Raw genomic sequence first — 16,894 nt, forward strand, 5'->3', positions numbered from 1 at the left:
AGTTTCACCTCAATTTTTTTTACAGCTGTATCTGATTTTCAATTCTTCTTGAAAAAGCGTGCACTCATAGCATAGTCCACAGGAACCTTCATTGTAAGAAGATTTGTGTGGTCAAATGCAGGGCTTGTCCTGACGCTTACAACTTCTGCATCACATACGGGTTTTCCGCTTCTGTCCAAAGCCGTTCCTTTGTCTCCGGCGACAGGAAGAGGCAGGAACTCGTACGGAAGTGTTACACTTGCGAATCCGCTTTCAAAACTTTCGTTTACCAAAAATATTGCCTGACCCGAACATGAAGCTACGCACAAACCGCAGCCTGTACACGGGGAAGGATTTTCTACCTGCGGAAGAGCCGTAATGCACGAACCTATTTTTATGCAGTGTTTGGCACAGGCGTCCTGACACGGATTGCACGGAATATTCTGCGTACATTCTATTACAGGATGAATTCCTTTCTGAACAGTAACTCCGGGGAAGCGCCCGATTTCATCTGCAGCAACAAATCCTTTTGTAAGAAGATTCATTGAAACAGGAATTCCTTCATCAGTTTTTTCTATAAGTTTTCCCTTGTTTCCGGGAGCAAACATTCCCTGTCTCAAAGAATCAAGATCTGCAGCAAAGTCAGATTCTGATTTTTTCATTGAATCTTCATCTGTGTATCCAAGACGGAATGCAGCACGGAGTCCTGCCATGCGTCCCTTGATCATAGCAGAACTTGCTTCTTCAATTCCTGAAACATCACCTGCAGCAAAAATACACGGAACAGAAGTTTCACCGTATTCATCCACAATCGGAACCTGACCGCCGCGGCGCGGATTGTCTTCCATCTTTACTCCTGCCATTTTCAAAAGCTGACTCATCGGAGAAAGACCGACTGCAACACAAATTGTATCTACATCAAAATGCTTTTCTGTTCCGGGAATAATTTTAAAATGTTCGTCGACCTGTCCAATAACAACACCAGTTACACAGTCTGTTCCTTCTGCCTTTTTGATTGTGTGCGAAAGATAAAACGGAACTCCTGTACGCGCAACCTTTGCTGCATGGACTCCATAACCGCCGATTCTTGGAGCCGCATCTACAAGGGCAACAACTTCACATCCGGCCTGAAGAAGCTGGAAGCTTACAACAAGACCTACGTTTCCGCTTCCGAGCATAAGTACTTTTGATCCGGGCTTAACGCCGTGAAGGTTCATCATAGTCTGGGCAGCACCGGCTCCAATTACTCCAGGAAGTGTCCATCCGTCAAACGGAACCATATTCTCTGAAGCTCCGGTTGCGATTATTATGCTGTCACCCCTGTAATGGCAGATTTGTCCGTCGTGGTTTACCGTAACTTCATTATTAAGATACATTCCGGTTACGGTAGAATCGAGCTGAACTTTTACTCCTGCATCAGATGCTTCCTTAAGAAGCTGTTCACCGATTTTGAATCCGCGTATTTTTGCCTTGTGTTCCTTGCTTCCGAAGAATTTATGTATCTGCTTGAAAAGCTGTCCACCGGGTCTGTGGTTTTCATCAAATACAATTACAGACATTCCGCGGCCGGCTGCTTCTATTGCGGCAGAAAGACCTGCTGGTCCTGCACCGACTACAATAAGATTATATCTTTCCATATCAATTCACCTACCAGTTTTTTTTATCAGAAGCTCCGTACTGGGTCTGAACTTTCATTCCGGCCTTAAGCGGAGTCACGCAGGTTCTTGTATTGGGTTTACCGTCTACAATCATAACGCAGTCTGTACATCTTCCAATGGCACAGAAAATTCCGCGCGGAAGATGGAACCTTGATGTATAGCGGTGTACCAAAACACCGTCTGCCCTTAACGCAGCTGCAATAGGTTCGCCTTCATAGCCCTGCATTTCTTTTCCGTCAAGCGTAAAAGTAACGAGAGCGCCCTTCTCTGGTTTTCCTAAAATTGGATGCTCTGTAATTCTTTCCATATGTAACCTCTGTTCAAAACCGGTAACTGCCGGATGTTGAAAATAATTTACAGCAAGCAGATATTTTTATATTGTAAAAAAAAGAACTTTGAAATAATTTTCACAGCATTGTTTTTTTTGTAAAAATCGGAATTGACTTTTTTTTATACCGGAATATGATTTTATAAAAAGGTAAAGGTGCCAAAAGTGTATGCAAAACATGCGCTTAGGGCACCTTTATTTTTTATTTTTTTTGGAGGAATAAAATGGGATTCGAATCAGAATATCCGAAAGTAGATTTTCTTTATTTAAGTGAAAAGGATATGATTGCAGCCGGTGTCGAAAATATGGGTGCATGCATTGACACCATGGAAGAACTTTTTTCTTTAATAGGAAAAGGTGATTACAGAATGGGAGGAGCCAACGGAAACGAGCACGGACTAAAAATGAGTTTTCCAGAAAAAAGCGACATTCCCGGTTTTCCTGTAAACGGACCCGACTACCGCTTTATGGCAATGCCCGCTTATGTAGGCGGATCCTTCAAAATGTGCGGCGTAAAATGTTACGGTTCAAACCAGACAAACCGCGGCAAAGGACTGCCCCGCTCGGTTCTTATGCTTACACTCATGGACTATGAAACAGGAGCACCGCGCGCCTACATGTCTGCAAACCTTTTGAGTTCAATGAGAACAGGTGCTGTTCCTGGACTCGGTGTAAGATATCTTTCTGTAAAGGAACCCGAAGTTGCTTCAATAATAGGCCCCGGTGTTATGGGAAGAACTGCGATCATGGCAATTACCGCAGAAAAGCCTTCTGTAAAAACAGTTAAAATCAAAGGACGCGGAAAAAAGGGAATTGAAGATTTTATTTCTTTCTGCAAGGAAAGATGTCCTTCAATAACATCCTTTGAAGTCTGTGACACAATTGAAGACGCTGCAAAAGATTCTGACATAATTTATTTTGGAACAACCAATGCGGCAAAGTTTGAAGACAATCCTTACCTTAACGCTTCATGGATAAAACCCGGTGCACTTGTAATAAGCACAAGCGCACTTCTTATGGATGAAGAATTTCTTTCTGATACATCAAAATGCAAACTCGTAAGTGATGACTACAAAATGTATGAAGGCTGGGGAAAAGGAAAGGAAGCACCGACACAAAAAACTGTTTCTACACTTATAGGAATGGCCTTTTATGATGCAGTCGCTGCAGGAAAAATAAAGGAAAGTGATGTAACTGATATAGGCGATATTGTAAACAAAGTAAAGGCAGGACGAGACAATGAAAACCAGATTATAGTTTATGCTGTCGGCGGAATGCCAACAGAAGATGTAGCCTGGGGATGCAGAATGCTTGAAAATGCAAAAAAGAACGATATAGGAACAAAGCTCACCCTCTGGGACAAACCTGAATGGGTATGATAATAAAGTAGAGGCTGTCTTAGAAGTTATCCAACACTTCATAAGAACAGCCCCTTTTTAAGGAAATTGTTTTATTCAAATTTAATCATTTTAATTCCAGGCCAATCGTTATTATTCCAAAATTCAGGTTCATAAGTTGTTGTACCATCTTCGTTTGTTACTTCAACTAGATTAGTACCAGAAGTCCATAAATATGCATACGGTGTTTCTGGAAGTTCTGAACAGAAGTAAAGTCTTATAAAACCTTCAGCAGGTTTTTCAGTTGGATTGTCTGTTCTTTCAGAAACAACAGATTGATATTTAAGATTTCCGTATTCATCATATCCATACGAATCCCCGAATTTAAAGCAATAAACTGATTTATCTGTTAATTCAAAATAGGCGTCATTAGATTGTATTCCATTATTATTATTGAATATATATTTTAATCCTGTAGCACCTTCTGGTAAAAGTGATCTATCTACATCAATGTAATACCAAGGGTTAGTATAAGTTACATCAACTTTGCAATCATCTGTTAGAGAAAACTTTGCGACAACAGATTCAGATTTTGGATTTTTGAAATACAGTTTATCTTCTCCATCTTCATTTTGACTTTGAATAAGCAAACTACCATCATTTGGCATTTTAAATTCTATTGGGTAAAGGTTTAAACTGCTCCAAGGATCGTAGACTTTAGGAAGATTTGTATCTGCATACAGTAAAACAAAATATACTTCACCATTACCAGGAATAGTTATTGAATCTAATTTTTCTGTTACAGTCCATTTATCATTTATATGACCTGCAAAATACAAAGAAGTAGAAGGATACTTACTTAAATATTCTTCTTTTGTAGTTTTAGTAGTTTGTATGTTTTCAATTGTAAGATTACATTTTTTATTTGGTAAAAATGAAATATATGGAATTCTAAAAGTTTCTTCCTTGATCTGAAATGAATGAACAAAGAAATCAATTTTTGTTTTTTCTCCAGCTTTAAGAGTTATTTTATCTGAACCAGTACTATCTGTTATATTATTACCAACATGTGTCCATATACCTAATTCACCTTCTGCAAGATCTACATCACTTGTTATTTCAAAGTTTATTTCATAACTTTCTCCGCAGTCTAATTCATTTTTGCTTAAAATAATATCTGAACCACGTTGAAATTTGTCTTTAACGTCTTTGGTAAATTCAAATTTTGCTCCATTTGAAGTACCGGTAGCTGACATATTTTCCAAATCATCTTCATTATTAGCCCAACAGGCTACAGGTAAAGCATCTTCATCTATAGGGTTAATTTTGAAGTTTTTTGCATAAACAACTTCAGCACATCCTATTGCCACTAAAAATTCGCCTTTTATCCAGCCTTTATTTCCAATTGTTCCAGTTTCTACTGTATATGTTTTATATTCTGTTCCGAGTTTAAAATATTTACCACTAGCAGGAGATGTTGACTTAGAATCTTTTGCACTTAAAAAAACAAGACTTTCTTTGTTTGATTTAAGATCCACACTTATCTGATAATTTTTGTTACTTTCTACCGGAAGTTTTTCTTTTGTATATATACATTTATTCCATACATTATTATTAAAAGCTTCTGCGTTTGTATTTTTAATTACAAATTCATTATCACTTTTTTCAACAGTAACTTTTTCTTTATCTGAAGATTCAAAATCTAATTTTGAATAGAAAATATTTTTTTCAAGTTCTTCTTTTTCTGCGTCTGTAAGTGTTGCATCTTTTATTTCACTTGTATCGGCTGCGCTGCCGTCTTCGTTTTTAAGGTTTGCTTTAATTATGCTGTCTGCTGAATTGATTTTAACAGTTGCAGTAATTGAAATTGTTGCGCTTGAAGATTCTTGTGCAGCAATTTTTTCTATTACGACATTTCCGGCAAGTTCAAGTTTTGTTACACCTGGATTAATAATCACATTTTCAAATGAACTGCCTGTTTCTGCGTCAAGTTTACAATCGGCAAAAATCAAAGTGTTTTTTACAGAAGTTGTGTCATTGTTTTTAAGAACAATTCTTACATCTTTTTTTTGAACTATAAGTTTTAAAACTGTAGTATTTTCTATATGGATTGAATTTGCTCCACCGCCATTTACATTGATTATATCAATTTCATTACAATTAACTACTGAAAAATCTCCGTCGCCAACTTCTGCTGCAACATTAATGTTTGAAATATTCTTCATTTTTTCAAACTTAACACCTGTTGCTTTTACAGTAAAAGTTGCGTTCTTTAAATCTCCATTTTTAATCGTAAGAGCTTTGTCAATTGTGTAAGAACCATTGTCCGTTACAGAAAGTTTTTCGCTTTCCAAATCGATTGTAGTTCCTGGTTCTGCAGATTGAAGTCTGCTTTGTAAGGTTACGGTTTGATTCTGAGGGGGTGTGTTTTGATTGTTATCAGAATCGGAAGGGTTGTTTTGGCAGGAAGCTAAAAGAGCTGCTGTCAACGCAATAAATAAAAATTTTTTCATTTTTTTATATCTCCGTTAATAAAGTTAATTAATCTTACCCCCCCCCACTTCACTTTGTCAATATTTTTATTTACATTTACAAAAGTTATTTTTTCAGAAATATTTTTTTCAATAAAAAAGGGGCTGTCTCAAAAGTACGAGAATGTAATGGGGATTATTGATGCTTGGTTATGATTTTAAGCAAATTGCAAGACTGAGCTAAGAAACCAACGAACAGGGAAAAGTCGATTTCTGAAAAAAAGGATTTTGAAATGAAAAAAAAGGCTGTCCTTTTGAAGTGTTGGATAACTTCTAAGACAGCCCCACTTTATTTGCAAGTTTCAGTTTGCTAAAACTTGTACAAATTAAGAACTTGTGCAGGTAAATTAAAAAATAATTCATCTTCGATAACATCGATTCCGGCTCCCTTGATCCATTTTTCATCAAGGGCACGAACCAGTGCTTTTTCGTCAACGACAGAACCTCGTGCAGTATTAATCAGAAACACATTTAAGGCTGCCTGAAGATTGCATTACTTCTTCGGTAACCTGATCATATTCAACCACGAGTCCGTCATAATTTTTTACACATTCATACAGGGGTTTGTCGCGGCCTTTTATTTCTTTAAGTTCAAGTCCGCTTACACCCCATTTCAAAAATAGCGAATTCTCATAGTCAAGATTGTATCAATATTGTAGTAGAGAACTTTCTCCATACTTAGTCCACATTGGCTTCGATGCTTTCACCGGTAACAGTACGCTCCGGAATATCTATATCGGGGAACTTTTCGTGGAGAGCCTGCTCAATGATTTTTACGCAACCGTCTATTCCAAGGCGTGCACTGTTGAGTGTAAGATCGTAGTTTACAGGATTTGTCCAGTAGTTTCCGCCGGTATAATAGCTGTAGTATTCTGCGCGGTATTTGTCTGTTTCTGTAATTGAAATATCTGCTGTTTCGGCAGTAACGCCCATCTTTGCCATAATTCTGGGACGGCAGAAACTTCTTGGTGCTTCAATATAAATGCTGAATGTGCGTTCTGAATCTTTAAGAATCCAGTCGGCGGCTTTTCCTACAATTACGCAGCTTTCTGTTTTTGAAAGTTCCATGATAATCTGTTTTTCATATTCAAAAAGCTGGTCATCAGAAACAAACTTTCTGTGTTCGGGTTCGGGGTTTTTACGGCGCGGAAGACCTGAAAGAAGTGCAGAAAGTCCTTTTTTCTTGCTGTGAAGCCTTTCGTTGACTTCTTCAAAAAGCTGTCTGTCTATTCCGCTCATCTGTGAAGCAAGTGTGAGAATTCTGTTTTCGTAACAATGAATACCCAAATCTTTGGCAACACGGCTTGCAATTTCTTTTCCGCCGGAACCGAATCCGCGGGCAACTGTAATTGTATAATTTTCCATTTTATTCCTCCATTAGTAAATTAATTTTTGCGGTCCAAATCATTAATGTATCTTCCCAAAAATTCACGCATTCTGGCGGTTTTTGGATTTTTGAATATAACATCAGGAGTGTCGTTTTCTACAATGAATCCGTTGTCCATAAAAATTGTACGCGTAGAAACGTCACGGGCAAAAGCCATTTCGTGGGTAACAATCATCATTGTAAGACCTTCCTTTGCAAGTTCCTTCATTACGTTAAGAACTTCGCCGACCATCTCGGGGTCAAGTGCAGATGTAGGTTCATCGAACAAAAGCATTTCGGGCTGCATCGTAAGTGCACGCGCAATTGCAACACGCTGTTTTTGTCCGCCGGAAAGCTGTGCCGGATGTGCATTGATATAAGGTGCCATTCCTACATGACGCAGATATTTTATTGCAAGAAATTCTGCTTCATCTTTTTTCATCTTAAGAACTTTTGTTGTTCCTGCCATGCAGTTCTGCAGAACAGTCATGTTGTTGAACAGGTTGAATGACTGGAAAACCATTCCAACCTTCGTGCGGAATTTATTGAGTTCCTTTGAATTGGAACCGACTTCTTTACCGTCAAAAATTATTTTTCCTGCAGTCTTTGTTTCAAGACCGTTTATGCATCTGAGCATTGTAGACTTTCCCGAACCGGACGAGCCTATTACGCAGACAACTTCGCCTCTGTTGACGCAAAAATCAAGATCCTTAAGTACCTCATGAGAACCAAAGTTCTTTACAAGATGCTCTACCTTTAACAGCGGCTCCTTTTCCATATATTCCTCCAAAATACAATCGTAAAACTTGTGCCGCCTATTCAGCGCTGTCGCCCATGTACTGGACTGCAAGCTCATAGTCTTTCTGCTCAAACGCTTTCTTTTCTACAGACTTTAGTATCTTTGTGAACACCGAGCAGATAATGAAATAGAAAATTGCACAGATTATATAAGACTCAAAGTATCTGTAATAAATTCCCGCGGCACTCTTTGTTGCAAAGTACAGTTCGTAAACACCAATGACGTTCAATACTGATGTCATCTTTAAGTTGGTCAAAAACTGGTTTACCATTTCGGGAACTATATTTCTGAAAGCCTGGGGTAGAATTACGCAGAACATTGTCTTTGTGTGACTCATGCCCAGTGCAAAACCGCCTTCAAGCTGGCCCTTGTCTATTGAAATGATTCCGCCGCGGACAGTTTCTGCCATGTATGCGCCGGTATTCATCATGAGTACGATAAGCGATGCCAGAAACGGAGAAATATCTATTCCGGAATTTTTAAGGCCGTAATAAAAAACCATAGCCTGAACCATCATAGGAGTTCCGCGGAATACAGCAACAAAAGCCGAGCACAGGGGCTTAAGAACCCTGAACACAATTTTTCTTCCTATTCCGTCTCCTTTGGCAATAGGGGTTGCCTGAACAAGACCAATGGCAAATCCTAAAATGTATCCCAATATAGTTCCTAAAATGGCAATCTCAAGGGTAAGAACTGTTCCTTTCAAAAAATAGTTCCAGTAGTTCTTGAATATGTACCATAGCCAGTAAAGCAAACCTTGATTGTTCATAGTAAAATCCTAAGCTGTTAAATAATTTGCACTCCAGGGTCTTAGGGCGGTAAGCCCTAGGAGATGGGGGTGTGGAGGCAACGAAGTGCCGACCAGGGGGAAGGCTTTCCCCATCCCCCTTATTCTGAACATCAGTTACTGAGAGGCTGTGTCTCAATAGCGATTTTCATGTATTTGTCCATTGATTCCTGGTTCCAGCCGATTGCCTTCATTGCTGCCTTGAGTGCATCTACGGCTACTTTGTTTCCGTCAAGTACAGAAGGTGTACAGGTGTCTGAAGCATCGGGCGGTGTTACAAAGTCGTGGCCTTCTTCGAGGTTTACAATCACAACGTTGGGGTTTGAAAGGCATCCTGAATAAGCTGTAGGCCAGTCCATAACACCGCAGTCAACATCACCCATTGCAACTTTCATTATTACTTCGGTACATGTGTCGGGGTAAGGAAGAATTACAGGTTCCGGTACCTGGTTGATGTAAGCCGGCCAGTTTGTGTTAATCTGAGTTGTAAACTTGAGTCCCTTGAACTGCTCGAGTTTTGTGTATGAAGCATAGGGGCTGTCCTTTTTTACGACGATTACGTTAAAGCGGTTGTAGTAAGGATCAATGTAATCAAGGAACTTGTCGCGCTCTTCTGAATAAATGCTTCCTGATTCTACAAGATCATAGTCACCGGCCTTGAGTCCCATCCAGATTGATGCCCAGTCGTTTTTGTGTACTTCGAGTTCGAGTCCCATTTCATCTGCAAGCAGCTGTGAGAAGATTATGTCAAATCCGAATGTATAGTCAGGTGAACCGTAAATTTGTGCAGCGGTATATTCAGGATGACCCGGAACAGTTTTTGAAGGCTGTGTCCAGTTGAACGGAGCATAGGCACATTCGATTCCTACACGAAGCTTTCCTTTTACTGCCTTTGCAAATTCTGCATATTCGGGTTTTCCGGTATAGACGAATTCAGGTTCGGCTTTTTTCTTGCTGCATCCGGTAAACATTCCGCCCAATGCTGCAACTGCTGCAAAAACTGCGGCTGCCCTTAAAATAGATTTTTTCATAGGTTCCTCCAGGTTGAATTAAAAAAAAAAGACGCAGAACCTTTCCTGAACCGAAAAGATTCTGCGTCTTCGCAATGAGAAACTTATACCCTTTTTATGCCTTAATGTCAATAAAATAGAACATATATCTTTTTCTGACTTCCGTTTTTTACAAATCGGCGGAACAGCGGCAGATGCGGAACTGAAGACGAGAAACAGCGCGCACGGAACAGACACAAAAAGCAGGGTTCTGTTCTATTGTAAAAAATGCAATATATATGTAGAATATAATGCAGTGAACGTATTTTACCAATTTTTAACATTCAGAAAAAATGCAACATTTGCCACCTTTGCCGCTGTCTGTGCCCTTCTGTTTTCATGCGCCTCTTCCCCAGACAAACAGAAAACGGCAGATTCTGTTCCCGAAGGACTTACGGTTCTGCAGGCGGCAGGTGAACAGGAAGTGCAAACTCTTACACTTGCCTTTGCCGGTGACATAATGGCACACAAGCATAATGTTCGCGGAAACTTCAGTGAAATTTACAAAGACATTGAGCCTCTGCTAAAAAAAAGCGATCTTGCATTTGTAAATCTTGAAACTACTGTTGACGATTCAAAGGAATATTCGAGCTACCCGAATTTTAATGTAAAGCACGCCTACCCCGACGCGGCAATTTCTGCGGGGTTCAATGTATTCAGCCTTGCAAACAACCACACGAATGATTACGGGCTTGACGGAATGCGTGCCACAAAAAAATACTTTGAAAAACAAAGCGCCCTGTACGCAGACTCTGAACGCAAAGTTTATTCGGCCGGAATAAAAGATTCAAAGAACGCACCTCTTACATTCGCGCTCATTGACGCGGCAGGCTGGAAAGTCCTTTACTGTGCTGTGACGGAAGTTCTAAACAGAAACGATTTTTCTTCTTACATAGATTATGTAAGGCCTTCTGAAAAACAGCGCAGATTGTTTCTTGAAGAACTCAAAATGCTGCGGCAGAAAAATGAATGCGACCTTTTTGTTTTAAGCCTTCACACTGCCGAAGAAGAATATGTTCCTGGAGTTTCGGACATGCAGAAAAAATTCTATACAGACATACTTAACGCCGGTGTAGATATAATAAATGCAAACCATCCGCATATTGCAAAAGAATGGAATGTATATGCAGATGAAAACGGAACGGCAAGAAAAATTGTTTTCTTTTCGCAGGGAAACACAATCAGCGGCCAGAGACGGGAGCCTGACTTCAGCAACCCTTCCTGCAGCAGGGATTATACAGGCGATGCATTTATAACAAATGTTGTGGTTTCAAAAGATTCGCGCGGAATTGTAATTGAACAGGTGGATCCGGTTCTTATTACGACATACATTACACCTTCATGGCACTTTGTAATAAAAGTTCTTGACGATGAATTTATTGAAGAGCTTAAACTTAAAAAACAAAAAACATGGGCGAACTATCTTGGAGAAAGAAAAAAACTAATGGAAAAAATTAAAGGAAATATTATATGGCAATAAACTACAAAAATCTGCCGGTGTACGCGCAGAAACAGAAAATTCTTGACACACTCAAAACAAATCAGGTTATAGTTGTTCAAAGCCCTACAGGAAGCGGAAAAACCACACAGCTTCCGGTTATTCTTCATGAAGCGGGTTACTCACAAAACGGAATGATTGCCGTAACCCAGCCAAGAAGAATTGCGGCCCTGAGCGTAAGCGAATTCATTGCAAAGCAGCTCAAGACAAAATTCCCGGGCCTTGTCGGATACAAAATGCGTTTCGAAGACAAGACAGATGCAACGACAAAAATCAAAATCATGACAGACGGAATTCTTCTTCAGGAAATGAAACTGGACCCGTGGATGAGTAAGTATTCTGTCATTATGGTTGACGAAGCACACGAACGCAGCCTTAACATTGATTTTGTTTTGGGACTTCTAAAAAGAATTCTTGCAGTCAGAAAAGATTTCAAGGTAATTGTCAGTTCGGCAACGATGAACGCAGAATCTTTCAGCGAATATTTTGGCGGCTGTCCGATTGTTACAATAGAGACGCAGGTCTTTCCGGTCACGATGGTTTATGACCCGCCGGCTGTACACGCGTCTACTGCAAGTGATGTTGCATGTGAAGCCCTTCTTGCAAAAATTGAGCAGACGATTGACCGCGTTCTTGACAACAAGGACAACGGTGACATACTCGTATTCCTTCCGGGAGAAAAAATTATCAAGGACTGTATGCAGCGGCTTTCAAACGCACAGTTCAGAAACAGAATTCATATTGTTCCGCTTTACGGAAGGCTTCCCAAAGAAGAACAGGAAAAAGTTTTTGACAGCGCACCTTTTGGAAAAAAGAAAGTTGTTCTGAGCACAAACATTGCAGAAACTTCGGTCACAATAAACGGCATCACGACAGTAATTGACTCGGGTCTTGCAAAACTCAATTTCTACAGTCCCAAAACATTTACGTCAAGCCTTATAGAAACACCGGTAAGCAAAGCCAGCTGCAACCAGCGTCGCGGAAGAGCCGGAAGGACGTGCGAAGGAACATGTTACAGGCTTTACCCCAGAAAAGATTTTGACACAAGACAAAACTACACGACAGAAGAAATATACCGCACAGACTTAAGCGAAGTTGTTTTGAGAATGTCAGAACTCGGAATAACTGACTTTGAAAAATTTGACTTTATTTCACCTCCGGCACACGAAGGACTTGTAGGAGCAGTAAACACGCTTACAATGCTTAAAGCAATAGAAAGCGACGGTTCACTAAGCAAAATAGGAAAGCTCATGGTAGAGTTCCCGCTCGAACCAAGAGTCAGCAGAATTATTGTAGAAAGCATTATGCGCTACCCCGACATTCTGGAAGAGTCACTTATCGCTGCTTCATTTTTAAGCGCGCAGTCACCGTTTGCACTTCCTGTAGGAGAAGAAATGGATGCACGCAGGGCACACCACGAGTTCAGGGACATACAGGGCGACTTTGTAACATACGTGAAACTGTTCCGCACATACATGTCAATGAACAACAAAGAACGATTCTGCAAAAACAATTACCTTGACGAACGCGTAATGGCCGAGATTCTAAACATAAAAACCCAGCTTGAACAGATTGTTTCAGAACGCCTGCAGCTGCCGATAACAGGAGGCGGCAGCATGGACAATTACCTGTGCTGCATTGCGTCAGGAATGATTCAGTTTGTGTGCGTAAGGGAAGGACGCGAAAATTACAGAAGTCTTACAGCAGACCATATTTCAATCCACCCCGGTTCTTCTATGTTCAGAACGAATCCTCTTTACATTGTAGCAGGTGAAATTGTCAAAACAAGCAGAATGTTTGCAATGAGTGTTTCACCGCTTACAAAAAATCTTCTTGCTCAGATTGATCCGAATCTTGAACAGAGCCTCCTTAAAGTGCGCGGAAAGTCAGGAAGAAGCCTTACCGGAAACCTTGAATATTCAGGAAAGAATTTCAGGGATGCAAAAGAAAAGGTCGGCCGCAGTGACTCGCGTCTTGCAAAGAAAGAAAAATCAAAGTCAAAATCAGAAGATGAAGTTTCATTCGGCGGAATGGATTTCAGAATCCAGAAACAGAAGGGCAAAAAAACTGTACAGCTTCCGTTCACCCAGCTTAAAGCTGCAGTTGCGGCAGAACACAATGAAAGTATTCTTGCGAACATCGGCGCAATGAAAGGTTCAATTGTCATGGAAAAAGGCTACAGGCTTTTGTCCGGCGAAAAACTGGAACTCATTATAAAAGCCGTCAAAACGCTCAACCTTATGCCTCTTGCAGAAGACAAGTGGCAGCGCAAAATGAATATAAACATAAACGAGCCTGACGGACTTGAAACTCTGGTCGGAATGTCGTCATGTATAATGCGCGTAACGGTTGCAAAAAATTCCACAAAAGAATACGGCTTTATCTGTCTATTTACAGACGGCAACGGAACATACTGGTTCAAGGTTTCACGCGGTTTTACAACTGCGCTTAACGAAAATCTTTCATCACTTGAAAAACTCATTGATGACTGCAAAGACTCAAATCTCAGTTCAGCGCAGAAAGAAAAGATAAATATAATTTACCGCGTGCTTAACGGCATGTACGAATAGACATTTACTTTGCTGCTTCAGAAACAGAAGCAGAAACTGTTTCTGTTTCTGAAGCCTGTTCAACTACACTCCCAGATTCAACTGCAGCAGAAGTTTCAGATTCAGAGGCAACATTGTCTACAGAAACAGAATTGTCTGCGGACACATCATTATCTGCGGGCGCTGTTTCTTTTTCTGTAGCGGGAGCGGCATTCACATCAGATGATGTTTTGCTTCTGGCAGAAATATTTTCATCAGCATGGGACACTGCGTCTACAGGTTTGGAAGCAGACTGTTCCAGAATGCGTTTTGCTTTTTTTGCATTTGCATTTTTCTTTTTTACACCAAACTGGTAAGTCTTTTTATTTTCTGCAGAAGGCTCTTCCTTTTCTTCTGCATCGGCTGCAATAAGTTCTACAGAAGCACGGTTGCCTTCATACCTTCCCTTTGCCCAGATATCAAGCCCAGTTCCCTGTGTTGCAACATCTTCGCTTGCAATGTATTCGGAACAAATTTCTTCGAATTCAGGACGACCGTATTTTGCAAATTCTTTTCCCAAAGCATAGCGCAGTTTTTTTGTAACATCGCTTTTGAGGCTTTCGCGCGCAAGTTCAATTACAGCATCTGTTCCAGCATGATTGAATTCCAATAGATTTGCAGCAACGGTTACCTTTGTTGTGTCACCGATTTTTTTATCCTTAAGAACTTCAACAAGATATTCATTTCCCTCTTTTGTGTTCAACCGTGCAATTTCTTTGTAGCATTTGTCCTTGACTGCCTTCTGTTCATTTTTGTCGCGGCAGCGGTAAATAAGATAAGGAACAGCTTCTTTCATATCTCTTTTTCCGGCAGACTCAACGGCTTCGAGGCGTACTTTGTACTGTGAGTCGCGCAGAGCCTGCATGACAAGTGCGTCGGCTTTTGAATCATGAAAATAAGACATTCCCTTAAGAACATAAACCCTGAAGTTGGGGTCATCAGATTCGAATAGATCAAGAAGAATATCTTCGGACTCACTCTTTTCCATTGCACCGATTGCTTCGGCCGCATACATTCTCACAAAAGAGTTTTCATCTTCGTCCTGCGCAATTTCTGAAAGTTTATCCCAGGTTTCTACAGCCTTGATTTTTCCAAGAACACGCATGAGGGACTGCCTTTGTGCTACAGTCAGATCATCGCGGTCAATGTATGAAGAAAGAAACAAAGCCTCTTCCCTTCCGCCAAGATCTCCGAGTGCAGAAAGTGCTCCGTTAAAATACCTTTCCTCTTCTTTGTCCACAAGGTCAACCAAACCCGGAACAGCTTCTATACAACCGGCAGCGGCAACATATTTAAAGCATGCATCCACAGTATCTTTTTTTTCATCATAGGGGTCGTTGATTACTGCAACAGCATAGTCAGCAAGACACGGATCCTTTAGCTTTGTAAAATAAGCAAGAATCTTGTTTCTTATTGAAGGACTTTTTGTAGACTGAAACAAATCATAAATCGGATCAACAAACCTTAAGTCATCATTTTTTGTAAGTTCGTCCAAAAGTGTTGCAATATCTTCTTCAAGACCGTACCTGAATGTATCGCTGCATTCCTTTACATAAGAGTCACTCTCATCTGCCTGGGCCAAAAATGATTCTGACTTTACAGAAGGACGCTTTGGTTCAGGGTATATTTTTTCTATCTTGTACTTGAATTCCGCATCTTCTTTCTTCGGCTGAACAGTCTGTTCTGTCACATCAGAAGCTGTTCTTTCAATCTGTTCAAAAGAAGAATCTACTGTCTGTTCTGAAGGTGTCGCAGGAAGTTCCTGCGCATACACGTGCACTGCGGAAACAACAAAAATCAAAATAAAAAAAATATTTTTCATAGGCGTTAAATATTTCCTGAATGGAATTTTTCAAGGAAAGACTTTCTGTATTCCTCAAACCTGTCATTGTTTATTGCATCCCTTATTTCAAGCATCATATTGCGAAGGAAATAAAGGTTGTGATAGCTTGCCAGCATAGAAGAAAGAATTTCCTGCTCGCGGAAAATATGTCTCAGGTAAGCGCGCGAATATGTTCTGCAGACCTTGCAGTTGCATTCAGGATCGAGCGGACCAAAATCCCTTTCAAAGCGTTTCTGTTTTATAGAAACCATTCCGTGCCTTGAAAAATAAAGTCCGTGCCGCGCAATTCTTGTAGGCTGAACACAGTCAAACATATCAATTCCGTCGGCAACAGCTTCAAGAATATATTCAGGCGTTCCTATTCCCATGACATATCTTGGCTTTGAACGCGTTACAAACTGAACAGTGTGACGCAGTTTTTCTGCAAAAACATCTGCCGGTTCCCCTACACTCAGGCCTCCGATAGCAAGACCGGGAGTATCCAGTGCGCTCACAAATTCTGCACTTTCTTTGCGAAGGTCATCAAAAAAATTTCCCTGAACAATAGGAAAAAGAATTCCTTTATATCCTTTTTCACGCTGAATCTTCCATTCATTTATTGCACGCAGGGCCCAGTCAGATGTAATTTTAAGCGCACGTTCTGCTTCTGCACGGTCCACGCCGAATCCTGTACAGACATCGAGCTGCATCTGGATATCGCTGTTCAAAAGCGCCTGTGTCTGAACAACATTTTCGGGAGTAAAAAAATGCTTGCTGCCGTCAATGTCGCTTCTGAATTCAATTCCGCCAGAACGTATTTTTCTTAGATTGGAAAGAGAAAAAACCTGGAAGCCGCCCGAGTCTGTCAAAAAATTTTTATTCCATTTTGTAAACCCGTGAAGTCCGCCTGCCTCATTTACAATATCTGCACCGGGTCTCAGGTACATATGGTAAGTGTTTGCAAGAATAATTTCAAAACCAATTTCGTCAAGGTCATCCTTTGAAACTGCCTTGACAGTTCCCTTTGTTCCGACAGGCATAAAGACAGGAGTCTGAACATCACCGTGAGCAAGATGAATAACACCTGTTCTTGCAAGTGAACCGGAACATTCGTGATGAACTTCAAAAAAATTTTCTATCATAAAAACATCC

The 16,894-nt window shown here is 40.4% G+C and carries 14 protein-coding genes; 3 read left to right on the plus strand and 11 right to left on the minus strand.

Annotated elements, in window-relative coordinates; all coding sequences use genetic code 11:
- Window positions 1-38: 38 nt before the first annotated feature.
- Together IWA51_RS08430 and IWA51_RS08435 are read right to left on the minus strand one after the other, a co-directional pair.
- Window positions 39-1,616: an FAD-dependent oxidoreductase gene (locus IWA51_RS08430; RefSeq protein WP_198442091.1), complete on the minus strand. Its 1,578-nt coding sequence runs from the start codon at window positions 1,614-1,616 to the stop codon at window positions 39-41.
- 10 nt (window positions 1,617-1,626) lie between these two features.
- Window positions 1,627-1,944, minus strand: coding sequence for a (2Fe-2S)-binding protein (locus IWA51_RS08435; protein ID WP_198442092.1), 318 nt, complete (start codon window positions 1,942-1,944; stop codon window positions 1,627-1,629).
- A 245-nt stretch (window positions 1,945-2,189) separates the two neighbouring features.
- Between IWA51_RS08435 and IWA51_RS08440 the strand changes: the two genes are divergently transcribed.
- Window positions 2,190-3,344, plus strand: coding sequence for a tyramine oxidase subunit B (locus IWA51_RS08440; protein WP_198442093.1), 1,155 nt, complete (start codon window positions 2,190-2,192; stop codon window positions 3,342-3,344).
- A 71-nt stretch (window positions 3,345-3,415) separates the two neighbouring features.
- Here the strand turns inward: IWA51_RS08440 and IWA51_RS08445 are convergent, their stop codons facing one another.
- The 7 genes from IWA51_RS08445 to IWA51_RS08475 form a co-directional block, all read right to left on the minus strand.
- A complete protein-coding gene (locus tag IWA51_RS08445) occupies window positions 3,416-5,815 on the minus strand; it encodes a hypothetical protein (protein WP_198442094.1) in 2,400 nt (799 codons plus the stop codon).
- Between the two features lie 328 nt (window positions 5,816-6,143).
- Window positions 6,144-6,302 carry an NAD(P)-dependent oxidoreductase gene (locus tag IWA51_RS08450; RefSeq protein ID WP_177529008.1) on the minus strand — a complete coding sequence of 53 codons (159 nt, stop codon included), beginning with the start codon at window positions 6,300-6,302 and terminating at the stop codon, window positions 6,144-6,146.
- Window positions 6,289-6,450, minus strand: a complete 162-nt coding sequence (locus tag IWA51_RS08455; protein ID WP_177529009.1) for a hypothetical protein — start codon at window positions 6,448-6,450, stop codon at window positions 6,289-6,291. The genes IWA51_RS08450 and IWA51_RS08455 overlap by 14 nt, the downstream gene beginning before the upstream one ends.
- Before the next feature lie 61 nt (window positions 6,451-6,511).
- Window positions 6,512-7,198, minus strand: coding sequence for a cytidylate kinase-like family protein (locus IWA51_RS08460; protein WP_198442095.1), 687 nt, complete (start codon window positions 7,196-7,198; stop codon window positions 6,512-6,514).
- A 20-nt stretch (window positions 7,199-7,218) separates the two neighbouring features.
- Window positions 7,219-7,977, minus strand: coding sequence for an amino acid ABC transporter ATP-binding protein (locus tag IWA51_RS08465; protein ID WP_230402633.1), 759 nt, complete (start codon window positions 7,975-7,977; stop codon window positions 7,219-7,221).
- Window positions 7,978-8,014: 37 nt separating this feature from the next.
- Window positions 8,015-8,767: an amino acid ABC transporter permease gene (locus tag IWA51_RS08470; RefSeq protein WP_198442096.1), complete on the minus strand. Its 753-nt coding sequence runs from the start codon at window positions 8,765-8,767 to the stop codon at window positions 8,015-8,017.
- Window positions 8,768-8,898: 131 nt separating this feature from the next.
- Entirely contained in the window at window positions 8,899-9,816 is a 918-nt protein-coding gene (locus IWA51_RS08475) for a transporter substrate-binding domain-containing protein (protein WP_177529012.1), read from the minus strand.
- A gap of 274 nt (window positions 9,817-10,090) precedes the next feature.
- Between IWA51_RS08475 and IWA51_RS08480 the strand changes: the two genes are divergently transcribed.
- Entirely contained in the window at window positions 10,091-11,314 is a 1,224-nt protein-coding gene (locus IWA51_RS08480) for a CapA family protein (RefSeq protein ID WP_198442097.1), read from the plus strand.
- Window positions 11,305-13,902, plus strand: a complete 2,598-nt coding sequence (locus IWA51_RS08485; protein ID WP_198442098.1) for a helicase-related protein — start codon at window positions 11,305-11,307, stop codon at window positions 13,900-13,902. The genes IWA51_RS08480 and IWA51_RS08485 overlap by 10 nt, the downstream gene beginning before the upstream one ends.
- 4 nt (window positions 13,903-13,906) lie before the next feature.
- On the opposite strand, the gene IWA51_RS08490 is transcribed toward IWA51_RS08485, so the two are convergent.
- Window positions 13,907-15,742 carry a HEAT repeat domain-containing protein gene (locus IWA51_RS08490; protein WP_198442099.1) on the minus strand — a complete coding sequence of 612 codons (1,836 nt, stop codon included), beginning with the start codon at window positions 15,740-15,742 and terminating at the stop codon, window positions 13,907-13,909.
- 5 nt (window positions 15,743-15,747) lie between these two features.
- Window positions 15,748-16,884 carry a tRNA guanosine(34) transglycosylase Tgt gene (gene tgt, locus IWA51_RS08495; protein ID WP_198442100.1) on the minus strand — a complete coding sequence of 379 codons (1,137 nt, stop codon included), beginning with the start codon at window positions 16,882-16,884 and terminating at the stop codon, window positions 15,748-15,750.
- Window positions 16,885-16,894 lie beyond the last annotated feature (10 nt).

This window comes from Treponema peruense (genome assembly GCF_016117655.1).
GTDB lineage: Bacteria > Spirochaetota > Spirochaetia > Treponematales > Treponemataceae > Treponema_D > Treponema_D peruense.

Excerpts from the sequence above, each read along its gene's own strand:
- IWA51_RS08430 (WP_198442091.1), bottom strand. The coding sequence starts at position 1,616 with ATGGAAAGATATAATCTTATTGTAGTCGGTGCAGGACCAGCAGGTCTT.
- IWA51_RS08435 (WP_198442092.1), bottom strand. The coding sequence starts at position 1,944 with ATGGAAAGAATTACAGAGCATCCAATTTTAGGAAAACCAGAGAAGGGC.
- IWA51_RS08440 (WP_198442093.1), top strand. The coding sequence starts at position 2,190 with ATGGGATTCGAATCAGAATATCCGAAAGTAGATTTTCTTTATTTAAGT.
- IWA51_RS08445 (WP_198442094.1), bottom strand. The coding sequence starts at position 5,815 with ATGAAAAAATTTTTATTTATTGCGTTGACAGCAGCTCTTTTAGCTTCC.
- IWA51_RS08460 (WP_198442095.1), bottom strand. The coding sequence starts at position 7,198 with ATGGAAAATTATACAATTACAGTTGCCCGCGGATTCGGTTCCGGCGGA.
- IWA51_RS08465 (WP_230402633.1), bottom strand. The coding sequence starts at position 7,977 with ATGGAAAAGGAGCCGCTGTTAAAGGTAGAGCATCTTGTAAAGAACTTT.
- IWA51_RS08470 (WP_198442096.1), bottom strand. The coding sequence starts at position 8,767 with ATGAACAATCAAGGTTTGCTTTACTGGCTATGGTACATATTCAAGAAC.
- IWA51_RS08475 (WP_177529012.1), bottom strand. The coding sequence starts at position 9,816 with ATGAAAAAATCTATTTTAAGGGCAGCCGCAGTTTTTGCAGCAGTTGCA.
- IWA51_RS08485 (WP_198442098.1), top strand. The coding sequence starts at position 11,305 with ATGGCAATAAACTACAAAAATCTGCCGGTGTACGCGCAGAAACAGAAA.
- IWA51_RS08490 (WP_198442099.1), bottom strand. The coding sequence starts at position 15,742 with ATGAAAAATATTTTTTTTATTTTGATTTTTGTTGTTTCCGCAGTGCAC.
- tgt (WP_198442100.1), bottom strand. The coding sequence starts at position 16,884 with ATGATAGAAAATTTTTTTGAAGTTCATCACGAATGTTCCGGTTCACTT.